At 38.1% G+C, this 15509-nt stretch carries 19 protein-coding genes and 1 pseudogene; 3 read left to right on the top strand and 17 right to left on the bottom strand.

The features are described 5' to 3' along the window. Positions 1-38: 38 nt before the first annotated feature. On the bottom strand, positions 39-392 hold the full coding sequence (locus tag RCO84_RS16220; RefSeq protein WP_022120342.1) for a DUF2023 family protein: 354 nt from the start codon (positions 390-392) through the stop codon (positions 39-41). An 81-nt stretch (positions 393-473) separates the two neighbouring features. Next, positions 474-968, bottom strand: coding sequence for a flavodoxin FldA (gene fldA, locus RCO84_RS16215; RefSeq protein ID WP_118064929.1), 495 nt, complete (start codon positions 966-968; stop codon positions 474-476). 307 nt (positions 969-1275) lie between these two features. Between fldA and RCO84_RS16210 the strand changes: the two genes are divergently transcribed. Together RCO84_RS16210 and RCO84_RS16205 are read left to right on the top strand one after the other, a co-directional pair. After that, entirely contained in the window at positions 1276-1560 is a 285-nt protein-coding gene (locus RCO84_RS16210) for a hypothetical protein (RefSeq protein ID WP_144155778.1), read from the top strand. Positions 1561-1730: 170 nt separating this feature from the next. Then, on the top strand, positions 1731-2000 hold the full coding sequence (locus RCO84_RS16205; RefSeq protein WP_144155776.1) for a hypothetical protein: 270 nt from the start codon (positions 1731-1733) through the stop codon (positions 1998-2000). Between the two features lie 222 nt (positions 2001-2222). Here the strand turns inward: RCO84_RS16205 and RCO84_RS16200 are convergent, their stop codons facing one another. The 12 genes and pseudogenes from RCO84_RS16200 to RCO84_RS16150 form a co-directional block, all read right to left on the bottom strand. Next, positions 2223-3428 carry an IS256 family transposase gene (locus RCO84_RS16200; RefSeq protein ID WP_287854567.1) on the bottom strand — a complete coding sequence of 402 codons (1206 nt, stop codon included), beginning with the start codon at positions 3426-3428 and terminating at the stop codon, positions 2223-2225. 245 nt (positions 3429-3673) lie between these two features. After that, positions 3674-4609 (bottom strand): ADP-ribosylglycohydrolase family protein, encoded by a 936-nt coding sequence (locus tag RCO84_RS16195; RefSeq protein WP_317585722.1) that lies wholly within the window; start codon positions 4607-4609, stop codon positions 3674-3676. A 7-nt stretch (positions 4610-4616) separates the two neighbouring features. Continuing rightward, positions 4617-4958, bottom strand: a complete 342-nt coding sequence (locus RCO84_RS16190; RefSeq protein WP_264905319.1) for a hypothetical protein — start codon at positions 4956-4958, stop codon at positions 4617-4619. A gap of 75 nt (positions 4959-5033) precedes the next feature. Then, positions 5034-5165 (bottom strand): annotated as a pseudogene (locus RCO84_RS16985) (DUF6939 family protein); the annotation flags it as partial. Between the two features lie 35 nt (positions 5166-5200). After that, positions 5201-6562, bottom strand: a complete 1362-nt coding sequence (locus tag RCO84_RS16185) for a leucine-rich repeat protein (RefSeq protein WP_317585721.1) — start codon at positions 6560-6562, stop codon at positions 5201-5203. Positions 6563-6575: 13 nt separating this feature from the next. After that, on the bottom strand, positions 6576-7430 hold the full coding sequence (locus RCO84_RS16180; RefSeq protein WP_317585719.1) for a hypothetical protein: 855 nt from the start codon (positions 7428-7430) through the stop codon (positions 6576-6578). Positions 7431-7632: 202 nt separating this feature from the next. Then, positions 7633-8070, bottom strand: a complete 438-nt coding sequence (locus tag RCO84_RS16175; protein WP_264905324.1) for a hypothetical protein — start codon at positions 8068-8070, stop codon at positions 7633-7635. A gap of 101 nt (positions 8071-8171) precedes the next feature. Beyond that, a complete protein-coding gene (locus tag RCO84_RS16170) occupies positions 8172-8933 on the bottom strand; it encodes a hypothetical protein (RefSeq protein WP_317585717.1) in 762 nt (253 codons plus the stop codon). An 80-nt stretch (positions 8934-9013) separates the two neighbouring features. After that, entirely contained in the window at positions 9014-9748 is a 735-nt protein-coding gene (locus tag RCO84_RS16165) for a hypothetical protein (RefSeq protein ID WP_317585716.1), read from the bottom strand. Positions 9749-9882: 134 nt separating this feature from the next. After that, positions 9883-11088, bottom strand: a complete 1206-nt coding sequence (locus RCO84_RS16160) for an IS256 family transposase (protein ID WP_317584557.1) — start codon at positions 11086-11088, stop codon at positions 9883-9885. 26 nt (positions 11089-11114) lie between these two features. Then, positions 11115-11630 carry a hypothetical protein gene (locus RCO84_RS16155; protein ID WP_317585715.1) on the bottom strand — a complete coding sequence of 172 codons (516 nt, stop codon included), beginning with the start codon at positions 11628-11630 and terminating at the stop codon, positions 11115-11117. Positions 11631-11649: 19 nt separating this feature from the next. Continuing rightward, positions 11650-11919: a hypothetical protein gene (locus tag RCO84_RS16150; protein WP_317585714.1), complete on the bottom strand. Its 270-nt coding sequence runs from the start codon at positions 11917-11919 to the stop codon at positions 11650-11652. Between the two features lie 411 nt (positions 11920-12330). Between RCO84_RS16150 and RCO84_RS16145 the strand changes: the two genes are divergently transcribed. Then, positions 12331-12516: a hypothetical protein gene (locus RCO84_RS16145; RefSeq protein WP_317585713.1), complete on the top strand. Its 186-nt coding sequence runs from the start codon at positions 12331-12333 to the stop codon at positions 12514-12516. A gap of 145 nt (positions 12517-12661) precedes the next feature. Here RCO84_RS16145 and RCO84_RS16140 read toward each other — a convergent pair whose 3' ends face one another. The 3 genes from RCO84_RS16140 to RCO84_RS16130 form a co-directional block, all read right to left on the bottom strand. Then, positions 12662-13711, bottom strand: coding sequence for a hypothetical protein (locus RCO84_RS16140; RefSeq protein ID WP_317585712.1), 1050 nt, complete (start codon positions 13709-13711; stop codon positions 12662-12664). An 83-nt stretch (positions 13712-13794) separates the two neighbouring features. Next, positions 13795-14442 (bottom strand): DUF4276 family protein, encoded by a 648-nt coding sequence (locus RCO84_RS16135; RefSeq protein WP_287790431.1) that lies wholly within the window; start codon positions 14440-14442, stop codon positions 13795-13797. Continuing rightward, positions 14439-15506, bottom strand: coding sequence for an AAA family ATPase (locus RCO84_RS16130; protein WP_317585708.1), 1068 nt, complete (start codon positions 15504-15506; stop codon positions 14439-14441). The genes RCO84_RS16135 and RCO84_RS16130 overlap by 4 nt, the downstream gene beginning before the upstream one ends. Positions 15507-15509 lie beyond the last annotated feature (3 nt).

Below are 15509 nucleotides of genomic sequence, written 5' to 3'. Positions count from 1 at the left end.
CTTATAAACATAAAACATTACGATGATGAAAGAAAAGCTTAGCAAACCTTCTTCTTCCGCTCACAATAGCGTTCGCATTGGGCACAGATGTCATATCCCAGCATGGCACCCAAGATGAAATCCTCCTCAGGCGTAAGCTGGCACAACGGTTTGGTGATTATCATGCGGATAGCATCCAGACATTCTTTCTTACCAAAGAAGAGATTCAGACGGTCGTTGCCAACCGGCTGGATGATATAATCAATGTTCTGACGCTCTAATCTAGTTATGGCAAAAGACTCATATTTCTTGTTGAAGGTGTAGAGCACCAGGCGGCGCACGCCCTTCTTATATTCATATATATGATTCATCAGAACCTTCAAATCTACTGGTGTTGCGATTTCCTGCTGCATACTATCCGAATTTATCTGTTTTTAAACCAAGAATCAGAGAATTCCATCATTCTCCAATTCTTGAAAAATATTTTTGTAAAATTATAACGCTGGCTTGATGTCCTCGAGCCAGGCATCGATACGCTCCTCTGTCTTGTCGTCCTCGTTCACCTCGTCGAGTGCGAGTCCCAGGAACTTGTCACCATCAATTGCCTCACTGTCATCATAGGTGTATCCGTCTGTAGAAACACCAGGCAATACGGTAGCACCAGCCTCAACGACAGCATCATAGAGTTCCTTCATGCCGCCACAGAATGTATCAGGGTAAGACTCGCTGTCGCCACAACCAAACAGGGCCACAGTCTTGCCAGCCAAGCCGGCACTCTTCAATGTCTTCACGCCATCATACCAGTCATCCTGCATCTCACCGGCACCCCATGTAGAAGTACCAAGAAGAAGATTCTCATGACTTGCGATAGTAGCGTCATCGATGTTAGCTACATCTACAGCTTCCACGCCCAACTTAGAGGCGATGGTTTCGGCAATCGACTGGCATGAGCCAGTAGAAGAGCCATAAATTACGATTGTTGTTTTCATTTGTCTATCTTACTTTTAGTTACATTTATTTTCGGGTGCAAAGATACATCCTTTTTCCATCATCTGCAATACCTAAAAATGATGGTTTCGCAGAAATACCTAAATATGGGGATAGATAAAAAGTTTTAGGACGATTCATCCTAAAACTTTCTTAAATCTTATACTTTTAGGATGATTGAGCCTAAAAAATCGTATCTTTGTACCTAAAATAAATACATTAATACTTAAACTTGTTATATTTGGGTAGTTTGCAGCTATCGCAGCTATGGTAATGGTTTCAGTAAGCAACGTTTTTGCATCAAGCAGAATGGTAAGTAACGCAGAGGTAGCACCAGTTGATACCGTAGCTCCAGAAGCACCTTCAGATACATTGACAACAGGTACTCCTATCCAGCCACAGGCTACCACTGAGGATTCTATCCAGCAGGAGACACCAGCCGAAACTACTACAGATACTCCTGTAGTAACAGAAGAGAACACCCAAGCAGAGCAGCCAGCTACTGTTCAGGAGACTCCACAGGAGAATACTCAAGAGGAGACAACTCAGCAGCAGGAGTCTACAGAGACAGAGCAGCAGGCAAATGCTGAATAAGAATTCACAAGAAAGTTCTATTAAGTTCAATTGAGTTCATTTTGCAATCGACATATAAGAAAAGCGTAGAATCCTGCTGGCAGTAATACCAACAGGATTCTGCGTTATTATTACCCATTGATAAATTTTTGTGTTAAATTCGTAAAAAATACTTGGAAGATAACTGAAAAATGATTACCTTTGTATTAATTAATGTAAGAATGAGTTTTATGCATATACTGAATGAACAGACACGAGAAACATTAAGTCGGAAGTTAGGAAAAACTTACGATGAGATATTGCAGATGAGTGCGGAAGAGCTAGATGCACTTGTCGAGGCTCGTATTGGCAAAAAACTAACTCCAGCATTCTCTCTCAAAAATATGGTTAATAGAGGATCTGTCTATTTGTTTTTCAAACGTTTAGTTTCAAAGAAAGTATCAATACTAGCGAAGCGTTAGATATCTATCAGCAGGCCTACAATAAATATAGTGAATTGGAACTTCTCATGGATACAACAGCTCCCGATGTTCACTGGGCTCGTGTACATTTTACAGTAAGACGTGCTTTACAAGTCTTACTAGGGGGTGTAATTTAAACTGTGTCAAGGCTTGTTCTTAACTTTCATTCCCACTCCCTGCTGGGGGCATGCCCCCAGCAGGGAAGCCTTTTCGGCTGCAAAGTTACATAATTTTAAATCTATCTCCAAATTTTATTGCCAATTGTTGAGAAATTTGTCCCCAATTTGCCAGTGACATAGTCCATTTCTTACGGATGTTGCGATAAGCTAAGTACACAAGCTTCTCCAAAGAATTATCCGTAGGAAAGACCCCTTTAGTCTTTGTGACCTTTCTTACCTGTCTGTGATACCCCTCAACCGTATTGGTCGTATAAATGAGTTTACGGATGGCTGGAGTATATTGGAAATATTCTGTCAGACGTTCCCAATTGTCACGCCATGACTTGATGACAATTGGGTACATCTCTCCCCACTTAGACTCTAACAGGTCTAAATTAGCAGCAGCGGAGTCTTTGTTTACTGCACCATATACTGTTCTTAAATCCTTGATAAACTCCTTTTGATGCTTACTGCCAACATACTTGATAGAATTGCGTATCTGATGGACAATACAGAGCTGCACAGAACTCTCAGGAAATACGCTTTGGATGGCATCCGGGAAGCCTTTGAGACCATCAATACAACAAATCAAGATGTCTCGAACACCACGGTTCTGAAGATCCGTAAGAACTTCTAGCCAGAAGTTAGCTCCTTCACTCTTAGACACATACATACCTAACAGTTCTTTTTGGCCTTCCTTGTTGATGCCAAGAATGTTGTAAATGGCTCGTGTGACAGCTCTGCCATTCTCATCCTTTACCTTATAATGGATAGCATCAAGCCAGCAAATGGCATATACAGGATCGAGCATGCGAGACTTCCAGGCGGTGATTTCGGGTAATACACGGTCTGTTATAGAGCTGATAGTATCGGCTGATAGAGTTGTGTTGAACTCACGCTCAAAGTAGCTGCTGATGTCACGTGTGCTGGTGCCCATGGCGTACATCTCAATAATCTGGTCTGCCATGCCATTGGCAAGAATAGTCTCACGCTTCTTTACGGTCTCAGGTTGGAAAGTTCCGTCTCGGTCACGAGGAGTCTCTATAGTGACCTCACCATATTTTGTTTGAACCTTCTTACTCATCTTACCATTACGACGATTGCCGGAAGAGCGTTCCTCGTCACTTAAATGAGCGTCCATCTCACCTTCGAGAGCTGAGTTGAGAATACGCTCTAACAATGGAGCTAATGCTCCGTCCTTGCCAAATAAGGCTTCACCACTACGCAACTGCTGAGCTGCTTTCTTGTAATCAATTTCTAAGTTGTCCATAATATAAAAACTGTGTTAAACTACTTTTATTGTAGCTTGACACAGTTTAGTTTACACTCTCTCTTACTATGGATTTTAAGTGCTGTTGCATCAGGAATCATCTCCATAGTATTGGCTGATTTATTCTAGAGTTATTGAAATGAGTACAACTATAGAAACTAAATCAACAAACGAACTTTTTGATGGCGCTGTACCGAACACCGATACAGCGCTATTATATTTTATGAACAGCAGAGATGAAATTCTCATCGGAGCATTGCATATAAATTCTGCACCTTGTTATGGAGCATAGAAGCATGGAGAAGACCATTCCTCCATTCTTCAGGAATATGGCATATTCCAAATTTAGCGCCCAAAATAGCACCAGCTACAGCTGCATTTGTATCCGCATCTCCTCCTGATAAAACAATCTTCAGAATACCCTCTTTATACGAGGTTGCATGCCAATAAGCCCATAGGACAGCCCCTAAAGTTCTGAGCGTATATCCCATACTCTTTTCTTCATCCAGACACAAAGAATCCAGACCTTCATGATATGCCAAGTCAATAAATGGAACGATTCGTTCATCATATTGTTTGGCAATGCCAATCACATCTTCATAATCCAATATCCTGTCTTCAAAGACAAGAGTATGTATGATAGAAGAAATGATAACGCAAGAGCCCACACAGCGAGGATCATAATGAGTTAACTTACAGATATTCTCAGCATTACTAGTCATATTTTCCTTCAGAAGCCCTACCACCGAAGTTCTCATGACGGCTCCATTAGCTGCTGCTTTTTTCTTTCCCATTTTCCAGATAATCTCTGCGGCCTTCTGTGGATTCGAAGTATAGTCGCCAAGAGCCATTACATTATAAGTATGCCGGCCAATTCCCATGCCTCCGTTCATCATCCATTCCTTAAACCTTCTGGCAATATCAAAAATATCTACCTTTTGACAAGCCACAAAGGAATCTAAGATGCATAGCATCATGTCGGTATCATCAGTCCAATCGCCTCTTTGCCAACGACGACGATGATCATCCTGCACGATTTGTGAATAGTCCTCTATCCCATTAGGATAAAAACGATCCACCTCTTGCTTGGACATAAACTCCGTGCTCAGTCCCAAGGCATCTCCTACAGCTTGCCCAAAGATTGTGCCGAGGAATCGTTCTTTTATAGTTTCATTTTTCATATTTTTTCTATTCATACAACCAACAAATCGTAAAGTCATCCATATCAATCACTCCTTGGTGATATAATCCTTTGAGATATTCCTCAAAAGTTAATTGATTATCAGATGCTTGAATTAATTTATCAATAACGTCGTTCTTGAAATTAGACCTCAATGTTTCTGCCGTCTTTAGTAATTGAGAATTACCAGACTGCTTTAGATATTCCTCTGCAAGTTCTTCGCTAAATTCCTTATAATGAGCTAACTCATACATCATTAAAATACAATGAGATAAAGCATCGCTGGCAGCAAAAACTACAGACGAACCATCTAACACAATTTCACCATTTCTAAAGCCTTCTTCTTCCAACGGGTCTTTGCAGCTTACCAATCTTGGCGGATTACCGAGACATGCCAATTTCGTAAAACAGTGTTCTAAGATAGTTGTTTGAAAACTATAATGGAAAGGACCTAGTATACCATCATGAGGATAGAACGCACTCAACTTTATTAAGTCATCTTCTTCCGCATGACTCGTCACATCTGCAATAATTGCATCGGAATATTTCTTTAAGATATTCTCTCACTTCCTTCGTTTAGATTCTACTATAATCATTCGAACACCTCCTTGCCAAAAGATTTTTCAAATCTTTGCTTAGTAAAAATATCCATATTTTTACATCCGTGAAAAGCTCCTTCACGAATTATTACATTTTCATTTATATTAGATATTAATCGCAAAGAGTCACAACTATCGAAGGCCCCGACACCAATATATGATAAAGACTTTGGGCAAGACACACCTACCAAATTCATACAAGCTGAAAATGCAGAATCCGCAATATACTCAACACTATCAGGAATATTCAAAAATTTAATTTTTTGGTTAAAGTCAAACGCACTTAAACATATCATCTTGGTACCTTGACGAATTGAATAATTATCAACCAACAGATCAGACCCTGACAATAATAAAGTCCCATCGTTACTATATCTTACTCCATATTCATCAACAATTGAGTTTTTCCAAACATCATCAGTAACCTCTGATAACATTTTCTCAGTTAACCGATTAAGCAACCTAAAATATCTATTAACGCTCTTCGGTAATTTTCTTTTTGTACATACCATAAAAAAAATAGAAAGAAGGTGCATTATATCTTCATCGTACATAAAGCCTTGTAAAGTAGACATGATTTTACTCTTACTTAAGTCACGATAATCCTCAGCAGAGAAAAGTAATCTATCTGTAGCACCATATTCATCAAGCAAAGAAGATTCCAATGAAATAGCTTTCAAGGATAAAGCGATGCTTGCCAAAGCAAAGTCATCAATACTTTCATCAAAATCATCGACGGTTCTCAAAGGATGAGAAAAGTCCTTTGTACCAAATGTTGGAGACTTCTGTCCCTTCATGGCAGGAACAAACATACCATCATAATCTACCAAAGTCAGATTTCCATCAGGACGAACCATGATATTGTCTGGCTTAATATCACCATGAGCAAATGGCTGAGAACGTAGCCATGCAGCCATTTTGCAAAAGCGATAGCAAAGCATAGCCATGGCATAATTGTCTTGATAGTTTTCTGCAATGTAATTCTCCATTGTTTCACCATCAATCCAATCCATCAGAAGAACAGGAAATTCGTCTTCCTCACAACTGCTATCTACGAAGATTTCTTTGTCTAAGTACTTTACAGAAGTAATATAAGAAGAATCTACGAACTCCAACTCATCTGCAATCTGGCGATAAGCCTCAGCTCTACCTTCTTGTTCTTCAGTAAAACACTTTAAGGCATAGCATTTCCCTGTCTGTTCATCTTTCATTTTGAACACGACAGCAAAGGCGCCACTGCTACGATATGGTTCACCATGATCATCTAGCACTGGTACCAAATGAGCCAACTCATCAAGATTGTTACTAGCATCTTGTATGGCTCTAACATATTCTGAAATTAACGGATATTGCATAGCTCTTTCTTCTTTATTCTCCTTTTTTTCTATCTTCGTCTATATACAAATATTGCTCACAACCAGCTTCCTTTATCAGTTTAAGCCATTTCTTTTCATGAGTCCAATATTTATCTCCTTTTCTGACATATGCCATATTGAACAAATCGAAAAGGTCATTACGTTGCCATTTATACTGACCAACCTCTAAACATTTAAAATAATAATCCAACACCTTAAAAAACAACTCGTTATTAGATAATATATATTTTTTCAACTTATACCGTCCATTGGTTGCTGTATCAGCCCAAGAATTCACGAGTTGATACACCATAGGTAAAGTTAATAATTTTCTATGTTTTTGATTATTTTTAATTTTCATTTCACATTCAACAGCCATCTCATTAACCTTAATTTCTACATTCTGCATTTCTTCTTTTGCTTTATTTATATAAAGTTCAAATTCAGATTGCAGTTCCTCTTTGATAGCCGCACCATCAGATACTTTTTGAGCCATAAGAAACAACTGCTTCACATATTCCCTTCTACCAAGACTACAATTCTTATTTGACAATTCTATTAGATATTTCAAAGGCTCTACAAAAAGTAACAGATCTTTACACTGCAACATCTTTTGAATTGCTCGCCTTACCACAGAGAACTTACTAACCAAACTACCCGTATTAGTCAATTCCCATAAATTTACATAGGTTGGGAAAAGATAGTCTTTCACATGCATAAACAAACATTCATCCGTACCAAGTTTATACCAAATATTGGTATCTGGTATAATCCGAAAAGGAACAATACATTTTAAAGTTTGCTTTCTTCTATGGCGCAGTTTTTTCTTATGCCTCGTCCACTTTTTATAATTCATAAATTTATTCATAATTATTTTTTTTGTTTTAATGGACTCCAAAACTATTCTGGTTTATCCAGATGCAAAGTTACATAAATCTCAGCTAACAAAATTAGTCAAACTAGTTTTTTAAGATTATTTGTATGCAGAGTAAGACCACTTAGCCTTTACACCTTTTACAGCACTCGCATCTTTCCCATCTGCAACTTCAGTTAGTCCATGAACCTTAATTCTATTTATTAGAAGAATAAGGAATAATTACATTCGACTTTATATAGACTTGCATATCATCTTTTGACAGGAGATTTCCACCAGGATCTAAAACAGCAAGAATTATTGGACGCAAATCCCATTCTGTCTCTCTGTCTTTACCAGGAAATGTTCTATAATTGCATTTTTCCATTGCAGAAACAATGAAATACATATTTTTATCTCTCTGAATAAATATATTTGTATCTTTTTCTGCAACAAAAACCTTATAAAAATGATCTTCAAAATTTTCATTAACTATATAGTAGTCATAATTCTTTTCAAACAGATTACGACCTCTAAAGATAGCAAGTCCCTGATAAAAGGGTTCTAATTCACCTACACTATACGAATATTCGTAATCTATCATTTCATAACGGATATTCCTAATTCTTGTTTTTATTATATATTTTTTCATCATTTATCAATTTTAACGTATCCATTACAAACCTGGTACCTCTTCCGAGATTTTATCCGAACTCTAGTGATGCAGCATCTTTAGTGCCTCAAGTTCATACCCTATTATAAATATGCAACACAAGGATCATCAGGATTGTCATCCTTATATTCCTTTATCTTTTGTTCAAAAGCATGTTCACCTTGGTTAGAATAATATATGCAAAAACAAGTAGATGCAATAGCAAATATTAAAGTGAGTACGCTTCCAAGCCAATCTCTTAATCCCAAACAAGCATCTGCTGCTAGAACATAAAGAAGAAAGCCTAAAACACCAAAGAATATAGCCTTTGTCTTTTTGGGATCTTGGTATTTTATTTGTATCTCGGCCTTTATTTTCTCTGCCCTTTCGCGATTTGCTTCTTGTTTAGCTTTTTCAGCAAGCTCATTGTCTTTATTCTGTTGTTCAATCTGCTTCTGCTTTTCCTTATCTAGTTTATCCACTAAATATGTATTTAGTTCTTCCAAAGTTTTTGGAGCAAACAACGCTTTGTTGTTTTCATCTATCATGAAAGCGTATCTATCCGTACCATCCAACTGGAAGGCTAGGATATTTTCGTCAACAAATGCGGTACGAAGCATCACAAAACTATTTCCGTCACCTTTGATAAGAATCGACTTGTTTGCAAGTATATATTTCCAAGTCTTAACAGAACCTATGCCGTTCGTTGTTATCAATACGGTTCCATTCTCTTGAAAGATATACACTTGCTTTTCACCTTCATCATTAAAAACTATCCATGCTTTGTTGGAAAGCACAGCTTTCGCATCAAGGCTCTCCGAGAACCTTTTATAGCGATTTAATGTCTCAAACAAATATGTCTTCATAACCATTTACTAAAATGTTACTCTTGCTTAATATATTAGGCAAGTATATTTACTAGAAATTAAAGATTCATAGAATTTCATTATTTATCGCATACAGCTCTAACTTGAAGCATTCTATATCTTTCAATACAATCTATTTTACTTTTTCTAACAAAATCCATATTGTCATTGTATGTTTCACCAATAAATAAATATGCAGCAGGATTATCGTCATTAAATTGATAACAGTTATTAAAATACAATTGACCTGTATATAAATATATTGAATATTCATTATCTTTCAAAATCCAATTTCCTGAAGTTCCATCAACAAACCCTGCTGATGGAAGAATTATATAATTATTATTTGGTCCTATTATTTTCGCCACCTTTTTACCATTTAATTCTGTGAGATAAATCTTACATTTTGTAATAAGTTCTCTACATTCTTTTTTTGTAGGCATACGCCATTTTCCGCCCCAATTAACTTTTGCTATATCGTACTTTGTATTTGTGATATAAAGTGGTGGACATGTTTCCGCATCACGTGATGGAAATCGACTATTTAAATCTCCTACAAGTTCTTTCCCATCAAAAACGTCTTGTCCAGTAGGTTCTCCCCACCCATAATAATTACCTGATTCTTCAGGATTGTTTGCACCAACATTACAAGAAGCCCATTGTACACTTAACCCTAAATCAACCGCTTTTCGATTTTTGATTTCTGTTGTATATAATCTTGGATGCTTTTTCCAATATTCTATATAATTGTATATTACATTCCCAATAAAAAGCAAAAATAGGATTGCGACAAAAGCAATAAAACCTATAAACAAATACTTATCATTACGCTTTTGTATGAGCTTATCAGGGGGTGTAATTTAAACTGTGTCAAGGCTTGTTCTTAACTTTCATTCCCACTCCCTGCTGGGGGCATGCCCCCAGCAGGGAAGCCTTTTCGGCTGCAAAGTTACATAATTTTAAATCTATCTCCAAATTTTATTGCCATTTGTTGAGAAATTTGTCCCCAATTTGCCAGTGGCATAGTCCATTTCTTACGGATGTTGCGGTAAGCTAAGTACACAAGCTTCTCCAAAGAATTATCCGTAGGAAAGACCCCTTTAGTCTTTGTGACCTTTCTTACCTGTCTGTGATACCCCTCAACCGTATTGGTCGTATAAATGAGTTTACGGATGGTTGGAGTATATTGGAAATACTCTGTCAGACGTTCCCAATTGTCACGCCATGACTTGATGACAATTGGGTACATCTCTCCCCACTTAGACTCTAACAGGTCTAAATTAGCAGCAGCGGAGTCTTTGTTTACTGCACCATATACTGTTCTTAAATCCTTGATAAACTCCTTTTGATGCTTACTGCCAACATACTTGATAGAATTGCGTATCTGATGGACAATACAGAGCTGCACAGAACTCTCAGGAAATACGCTTTGGATGGCATCCGGGAAGCCTTTGAGACCATCAATACAACAAATCAAGATGTCTCGAACACCACGGTTCTGAAGATCCGTAAGAACTTCTAGCCAGAAGTTAGCTCCTTCACTCTTAGACACATACATACCTAACAGTTCTTTTTGGCCTTCCTTGTTGATACCAAGAATGTTGTAAATGGCTCGTGTGACAGCTCTGCCATTCTCATCCTTTACCTTATAATGGATAGCATCAAGCCAGCAAATGGCATATACAGGATCGAGCATGCGAGACTTCCAGGCGGTGATTTCGGGTAATACACGGTCTGTTATAGAGCTGATTGTATCGGCTGATAGAGTTGTGTTGAACTCACGCTCAAAGTAGCTGCTGATGTCACGTGTGCTGGTGCCCATGGCGTACATCTCAATAATCTGGTCTGCCATGCCATTGGCAAGAATAGTCTCACGCTTCTTTACGGTCTCAGGTTGGAAAGTTCCGTCTCGGTCACGAGGAGTCTCTATAGTGACCTCACCATATTTTGTTTGAACCTTCTTACTCATCTTACCATTACGACGGTTGCCGGAAGAGCGTTCCTCTTCACTTAAATGAGCGTCCATCTCACCTTCGAGAGCTGAGTTGAGAATACGCTCTAACAATGGAGCTAATGCTCCGTCCTTGCCAAATAAGGCTTCACCACTACGCAACTGCTGAGCTGCTTTCTTGTAATCAATTTCTAAGTTGTCCATAATATAAAAACTGTGTTAAACTACTTTTATTGTAGCTTGACACAGTTTAGTTTACACTCTCGCTTATCACGTTTTATTTGTCTTTCTTTTCTAATTTTTATCTCCAGCTTATATTTCTCACGTTGTAATTCTGACAATATATCTATATTGCATTTTTTTACAAGATACCATTGTATCTTTTCATACGAAACATCTTGTAAACTATTAGATTTCGTATTAATCAAAAAACAAAAACAATTTGTGCTATCTATATTTAACACAATTATATCTGTATTGAAAAAAAGAATATTAAACAAGATTTTTTCTCTTTTAGTATCCAATATAAGAGAAAAATTAACAGGAAAAAATTGCCACTTTGCATATTGCGACTTCCCGTTAAAGGATATCAATACATTGTCTTTATCAACAAAGATAAATTTTTCTATTTCATCCTTGTCTTCATTAAAAACCATCCATTCAGAATTTTGCACAAAAGAAACAAAATCCTTTTTATTGGCTATAGACTTTAAACGTCTAAACTCATTTATTATATAAGTCTTCATAATTGTACATTTCACCGAATTAATAAAAAAGTAACCCCAAACTATGCTTCGCATCGGCTATATTACGATAAGCCTCAACTCTACCTTCTTGCTCTTCAGTAAAGCACTTTAAGGCATAGCATTTCCCTGTCTGTTCATCTTTCATTTTGAACACAACAGCAAAGGCACCACTACTACGATATGGTTCACCATGATCATCTAGCACTGGTTCCAAATGAGCCAACTTATCAAGATTACTATTTGCATCTTGTATGGCTCTAACATATTCTGATATCAAAGAATATTGCATTGACTTTCTCTGTTAATTGTTTTGCCCTCAAAGGTACAAAAGACTTGCGATACAACCAAACCTTTAGCATTTTTTTACCTAATTTAATATAGTGTGCTATTTTGTACCATCCGGTACTTCTTTATCCATGTCTTCAAGAACCTGAGAGTAACAATCTCTTTCTCTGCCTTTCCCTGACGGATGTAGTACACCAAGCTAATTCCAATCAATACCGATATAAAAGGAAACATCATATCTATAACTTTTTAAATTAATACTTTTTGAAGGTACAAAGTTAGCGCTTTTCTTGCATAAAAGGTTCCTTATGGAGAAAAATCTTACCTCCACAAGCCTTGTGGAGCCTAAACATTTGTAGCATTTGCCACCATTTATTATTTTTGCAGCCAAAATAACAATAAAAATAATAGGAATATGGAAAGACTCTTTTTTTTCGTGATTGCCGTTGCGTTAGCATTCGGCGTTGGTTGCCTGGGAAGAAACAGAAAGATTGGTTTCGGATGGGCTTTTGGTATCTCACTCATCAATGTGGTGATTGGTCTCATTGTCGTATTATGCCCTAAGAAGAAAACGCCAAATGAGCTTGAAAAGAAGAACTAAGTTGAAGATTTGGGGATGGGTATGTATTCTGATTGGAGTAATTGGCTTTATCTGTATCATTATGCGTGGCAACCCAAACCTCGGACCGAGCGTTTGGGTTGCCATAGGAGTTTATTTGTTATACAGGAAGAATACCTAAGAAAATTCACTTCCACTCCACAAGCTTTCTATCCAATGGTATCTTCTTGGGTTCGCCACGATTGCCATCAATGAAATAACTCCCGGCTAGACTTTCATCAAACTGGAGAGTGAAGGCTTGGCGGATACGGGCACATTTCTCATTGATAGAATTAGACAATGGATTCGTCAGGGCTTCGATGCTCTGGCGAATCTTCTCTTCCGAAAGATGTGCCCCGTTGTTGTTCGATTTCTTGCGAATATCCACATAGATATCATATAGCTCTTCCCTATAATCCGACAGACATTTGAAAAGGATTCCCTCCTCATGACGCAAAAAGAGAATATACACCGCCTTTACCAATGGCTCCATCTTAATAGTCATATCATGATAGTCGGGCAGTATGATATCGTAATTCTCCGTGATGACCATTCTACTCAGATTCTTGGGTGGAAAGAGATACTGCTTCAGCACCCAATCGCTTACTCCGCCAAGGCGTAAGTCCTGTACCTGTCGGTACACCTCCTTCATCTTCTGCCTGATATCATAGCTGAATGTTTCATCTGCCGGAATCGGTTTAGGATCAAATATACTGTATGGAAAATCATCGACAGAGCTGAACATCACTTTGCAATCCGGCAACTTATCATACGCAGCCTGCATCAATGGCATAAAATCCTCATCTTCCTCTATAGACAAAGAATAGGAATTGACATAATATATGCCATCCTCCTCATGGTCTAGCTGTAAGATGCTAGGATGTAATTTCTCCTTATTCTTTTCTTCTACCAATTGCGACAACAGCAAATCGGAAGGAACAGAGATGTTCAAATCCTCTTTATTCATCGCAGGATAGCTGTAGAGAGCTGTCTTCCTGATATGAGGACCCAGAAATGGGAAATAATTAAAATGAATAGACTTGCTGACAAACAAGTTGTTGATATCCACGAGATGGTTGATGATGGAAAGGTTCAACTTTTCATCATACCCATTCTCTACAAAGAATACCTCGCCATGTAGGCGTGTTGGGAAGTCGCGAAACTTCAATACCTTTTTTCTTCCAATCTTTCCGGTCATTGCTTATCACTTGTTATATGGTTGATTACAGTATTGTACATATCAGAGCTATATTATGTATTTATCGAATAGTTAAACTCTGATCACTTCATCAATCGCTCTATCCATTCATTGAACAAAGGGCATTTCTCACGAATCTTCTCTAAGCCAATGTCCATAGCAACACAAATGCCAACAACTACCTTATTATAATCAGGAATAGCAGCTATCAATCGTTTGGACGGAGCTGTCTCAGGACTATTGTTGATAAGCTCTGGCGATTGGAAAGCCTCTGCCGTAGCCTGCAACTCTGCATAATCAAACTCACTCTCCTCAAAACTATTCAAGAATGCACTCACATCACTAAACAGCAACCCCTCAAACTCATGAAGTTGTATATATGGTATGAAGCGGAAGCGATATTGCTCAGGAATATCCTTCGCCATTCTGTCTATCAAGAAATGAATACGCTCCGTCTTATCCACTATCTCCTTAGATTCTTCCCATCCAGGAAACCCGAACTGGTCTTTGATACCATAGTAATCCACTAACATACTGACATAGACATCACCTTCTTGAAGATGATTCAATATTTGCTTTTTGATGGTGGTCCAAGGAACTATACCACCATGCGAGTGCTTGATGACAGGAGCTTCCACATAAATATCATGCTTAGCAAACTCCACTCCAAGCACTTCTGTACAAAACTCTTGTTCCGTAGGACCCTCACACACTATGATTAGTCGTTTCATCGTGGCTGACCTCCTTTCATGATATTTTGTTTCCACAAATCACCAAGTGTATAATCCTCAAGCCAATGTCCTAACTCTTCGCTATTCAGCCGATTGATGGTTGTACCATCTTCGTTCTGATTAACAGTCAAGACATCCTCTGGTTCAAAGTTACTGATTAGTTCAGCACTCTGAGTAGCAACAATAACTTGCGTGCCCTTTTGTGCCGCCATCTTAATCAAACCCGAAAGTTTTTCGATAGCCACAGGATGCAAACCAAGCTCCGGCTCATCAATGATGATAACTCGTGGTAACCATGGCTGCATAAAGAGCACAGTCAAGGCAATAAAGCGAATGGTTCCATCCGACAAGTCGGTCGGTCCGTAAATCATAGAACTATACTTATCCTGCCATTGCAAGCGCACCATATCGGCTTCGGTTGGTTGGAAATAGAAGTCCAAGAAATAGGGAGCCACACTCTGAATGACACGGATGATGCGACGATAAGCCACAGGCTTCTCTCGCTGAATACGATAGAGGATAGCCGCCAGATTTTCACCATGCTCATACATACGATAAGCATCGTTCACAATATGGCTATCAGCCGTAAATGGAGAACGGCGACCAGTATCGTGGAAGTGAAACTTGCGGATTTGGGAGATATAGTTAGATAAATCTTCCTCTTTATGGTCTTTTAAACTCGATTCGCTCTGAAACTCCGTTATAACATTTTTCTTCACTAAATCTAAAGGACAAACATCATCATAACAACCAACAACTTCTCTTTCTACAATGAGTTTACCATCAGATTCCAATAACATCAAGTCATATTCACTCTTAGCTATTAGCAAGTTTACAGCTATACGATCGGTAACTTTTCTGCCTTGATAGAGTAATTTATCTACTCCACCAACTTGAGCGACATACGCCACTAATCTCTTCTCATAGATGTTTCCTAACATCTCGAAAAGAGACAAAAAGTTACTCTTACCAGCTCCATTGGCACCAATCAAGAGATTGATAGGATGCAGTTGAACTGATAACTTTTTAAAAGACTTATATCCAAATATTCTTATCGAGTCCATAAC

This window comes from Segatella copri (assembly GCF_949820605.1).
GTDB lineage: Bacteria > Bacteroidota > Bacteroidia > Bacteroidales > Bacteroidaceae > Prevotella.
Note: the sequence above shows the minus strand (reverse complement) of the source record. Positions and strands in the feature narration are given on the sequence as shown.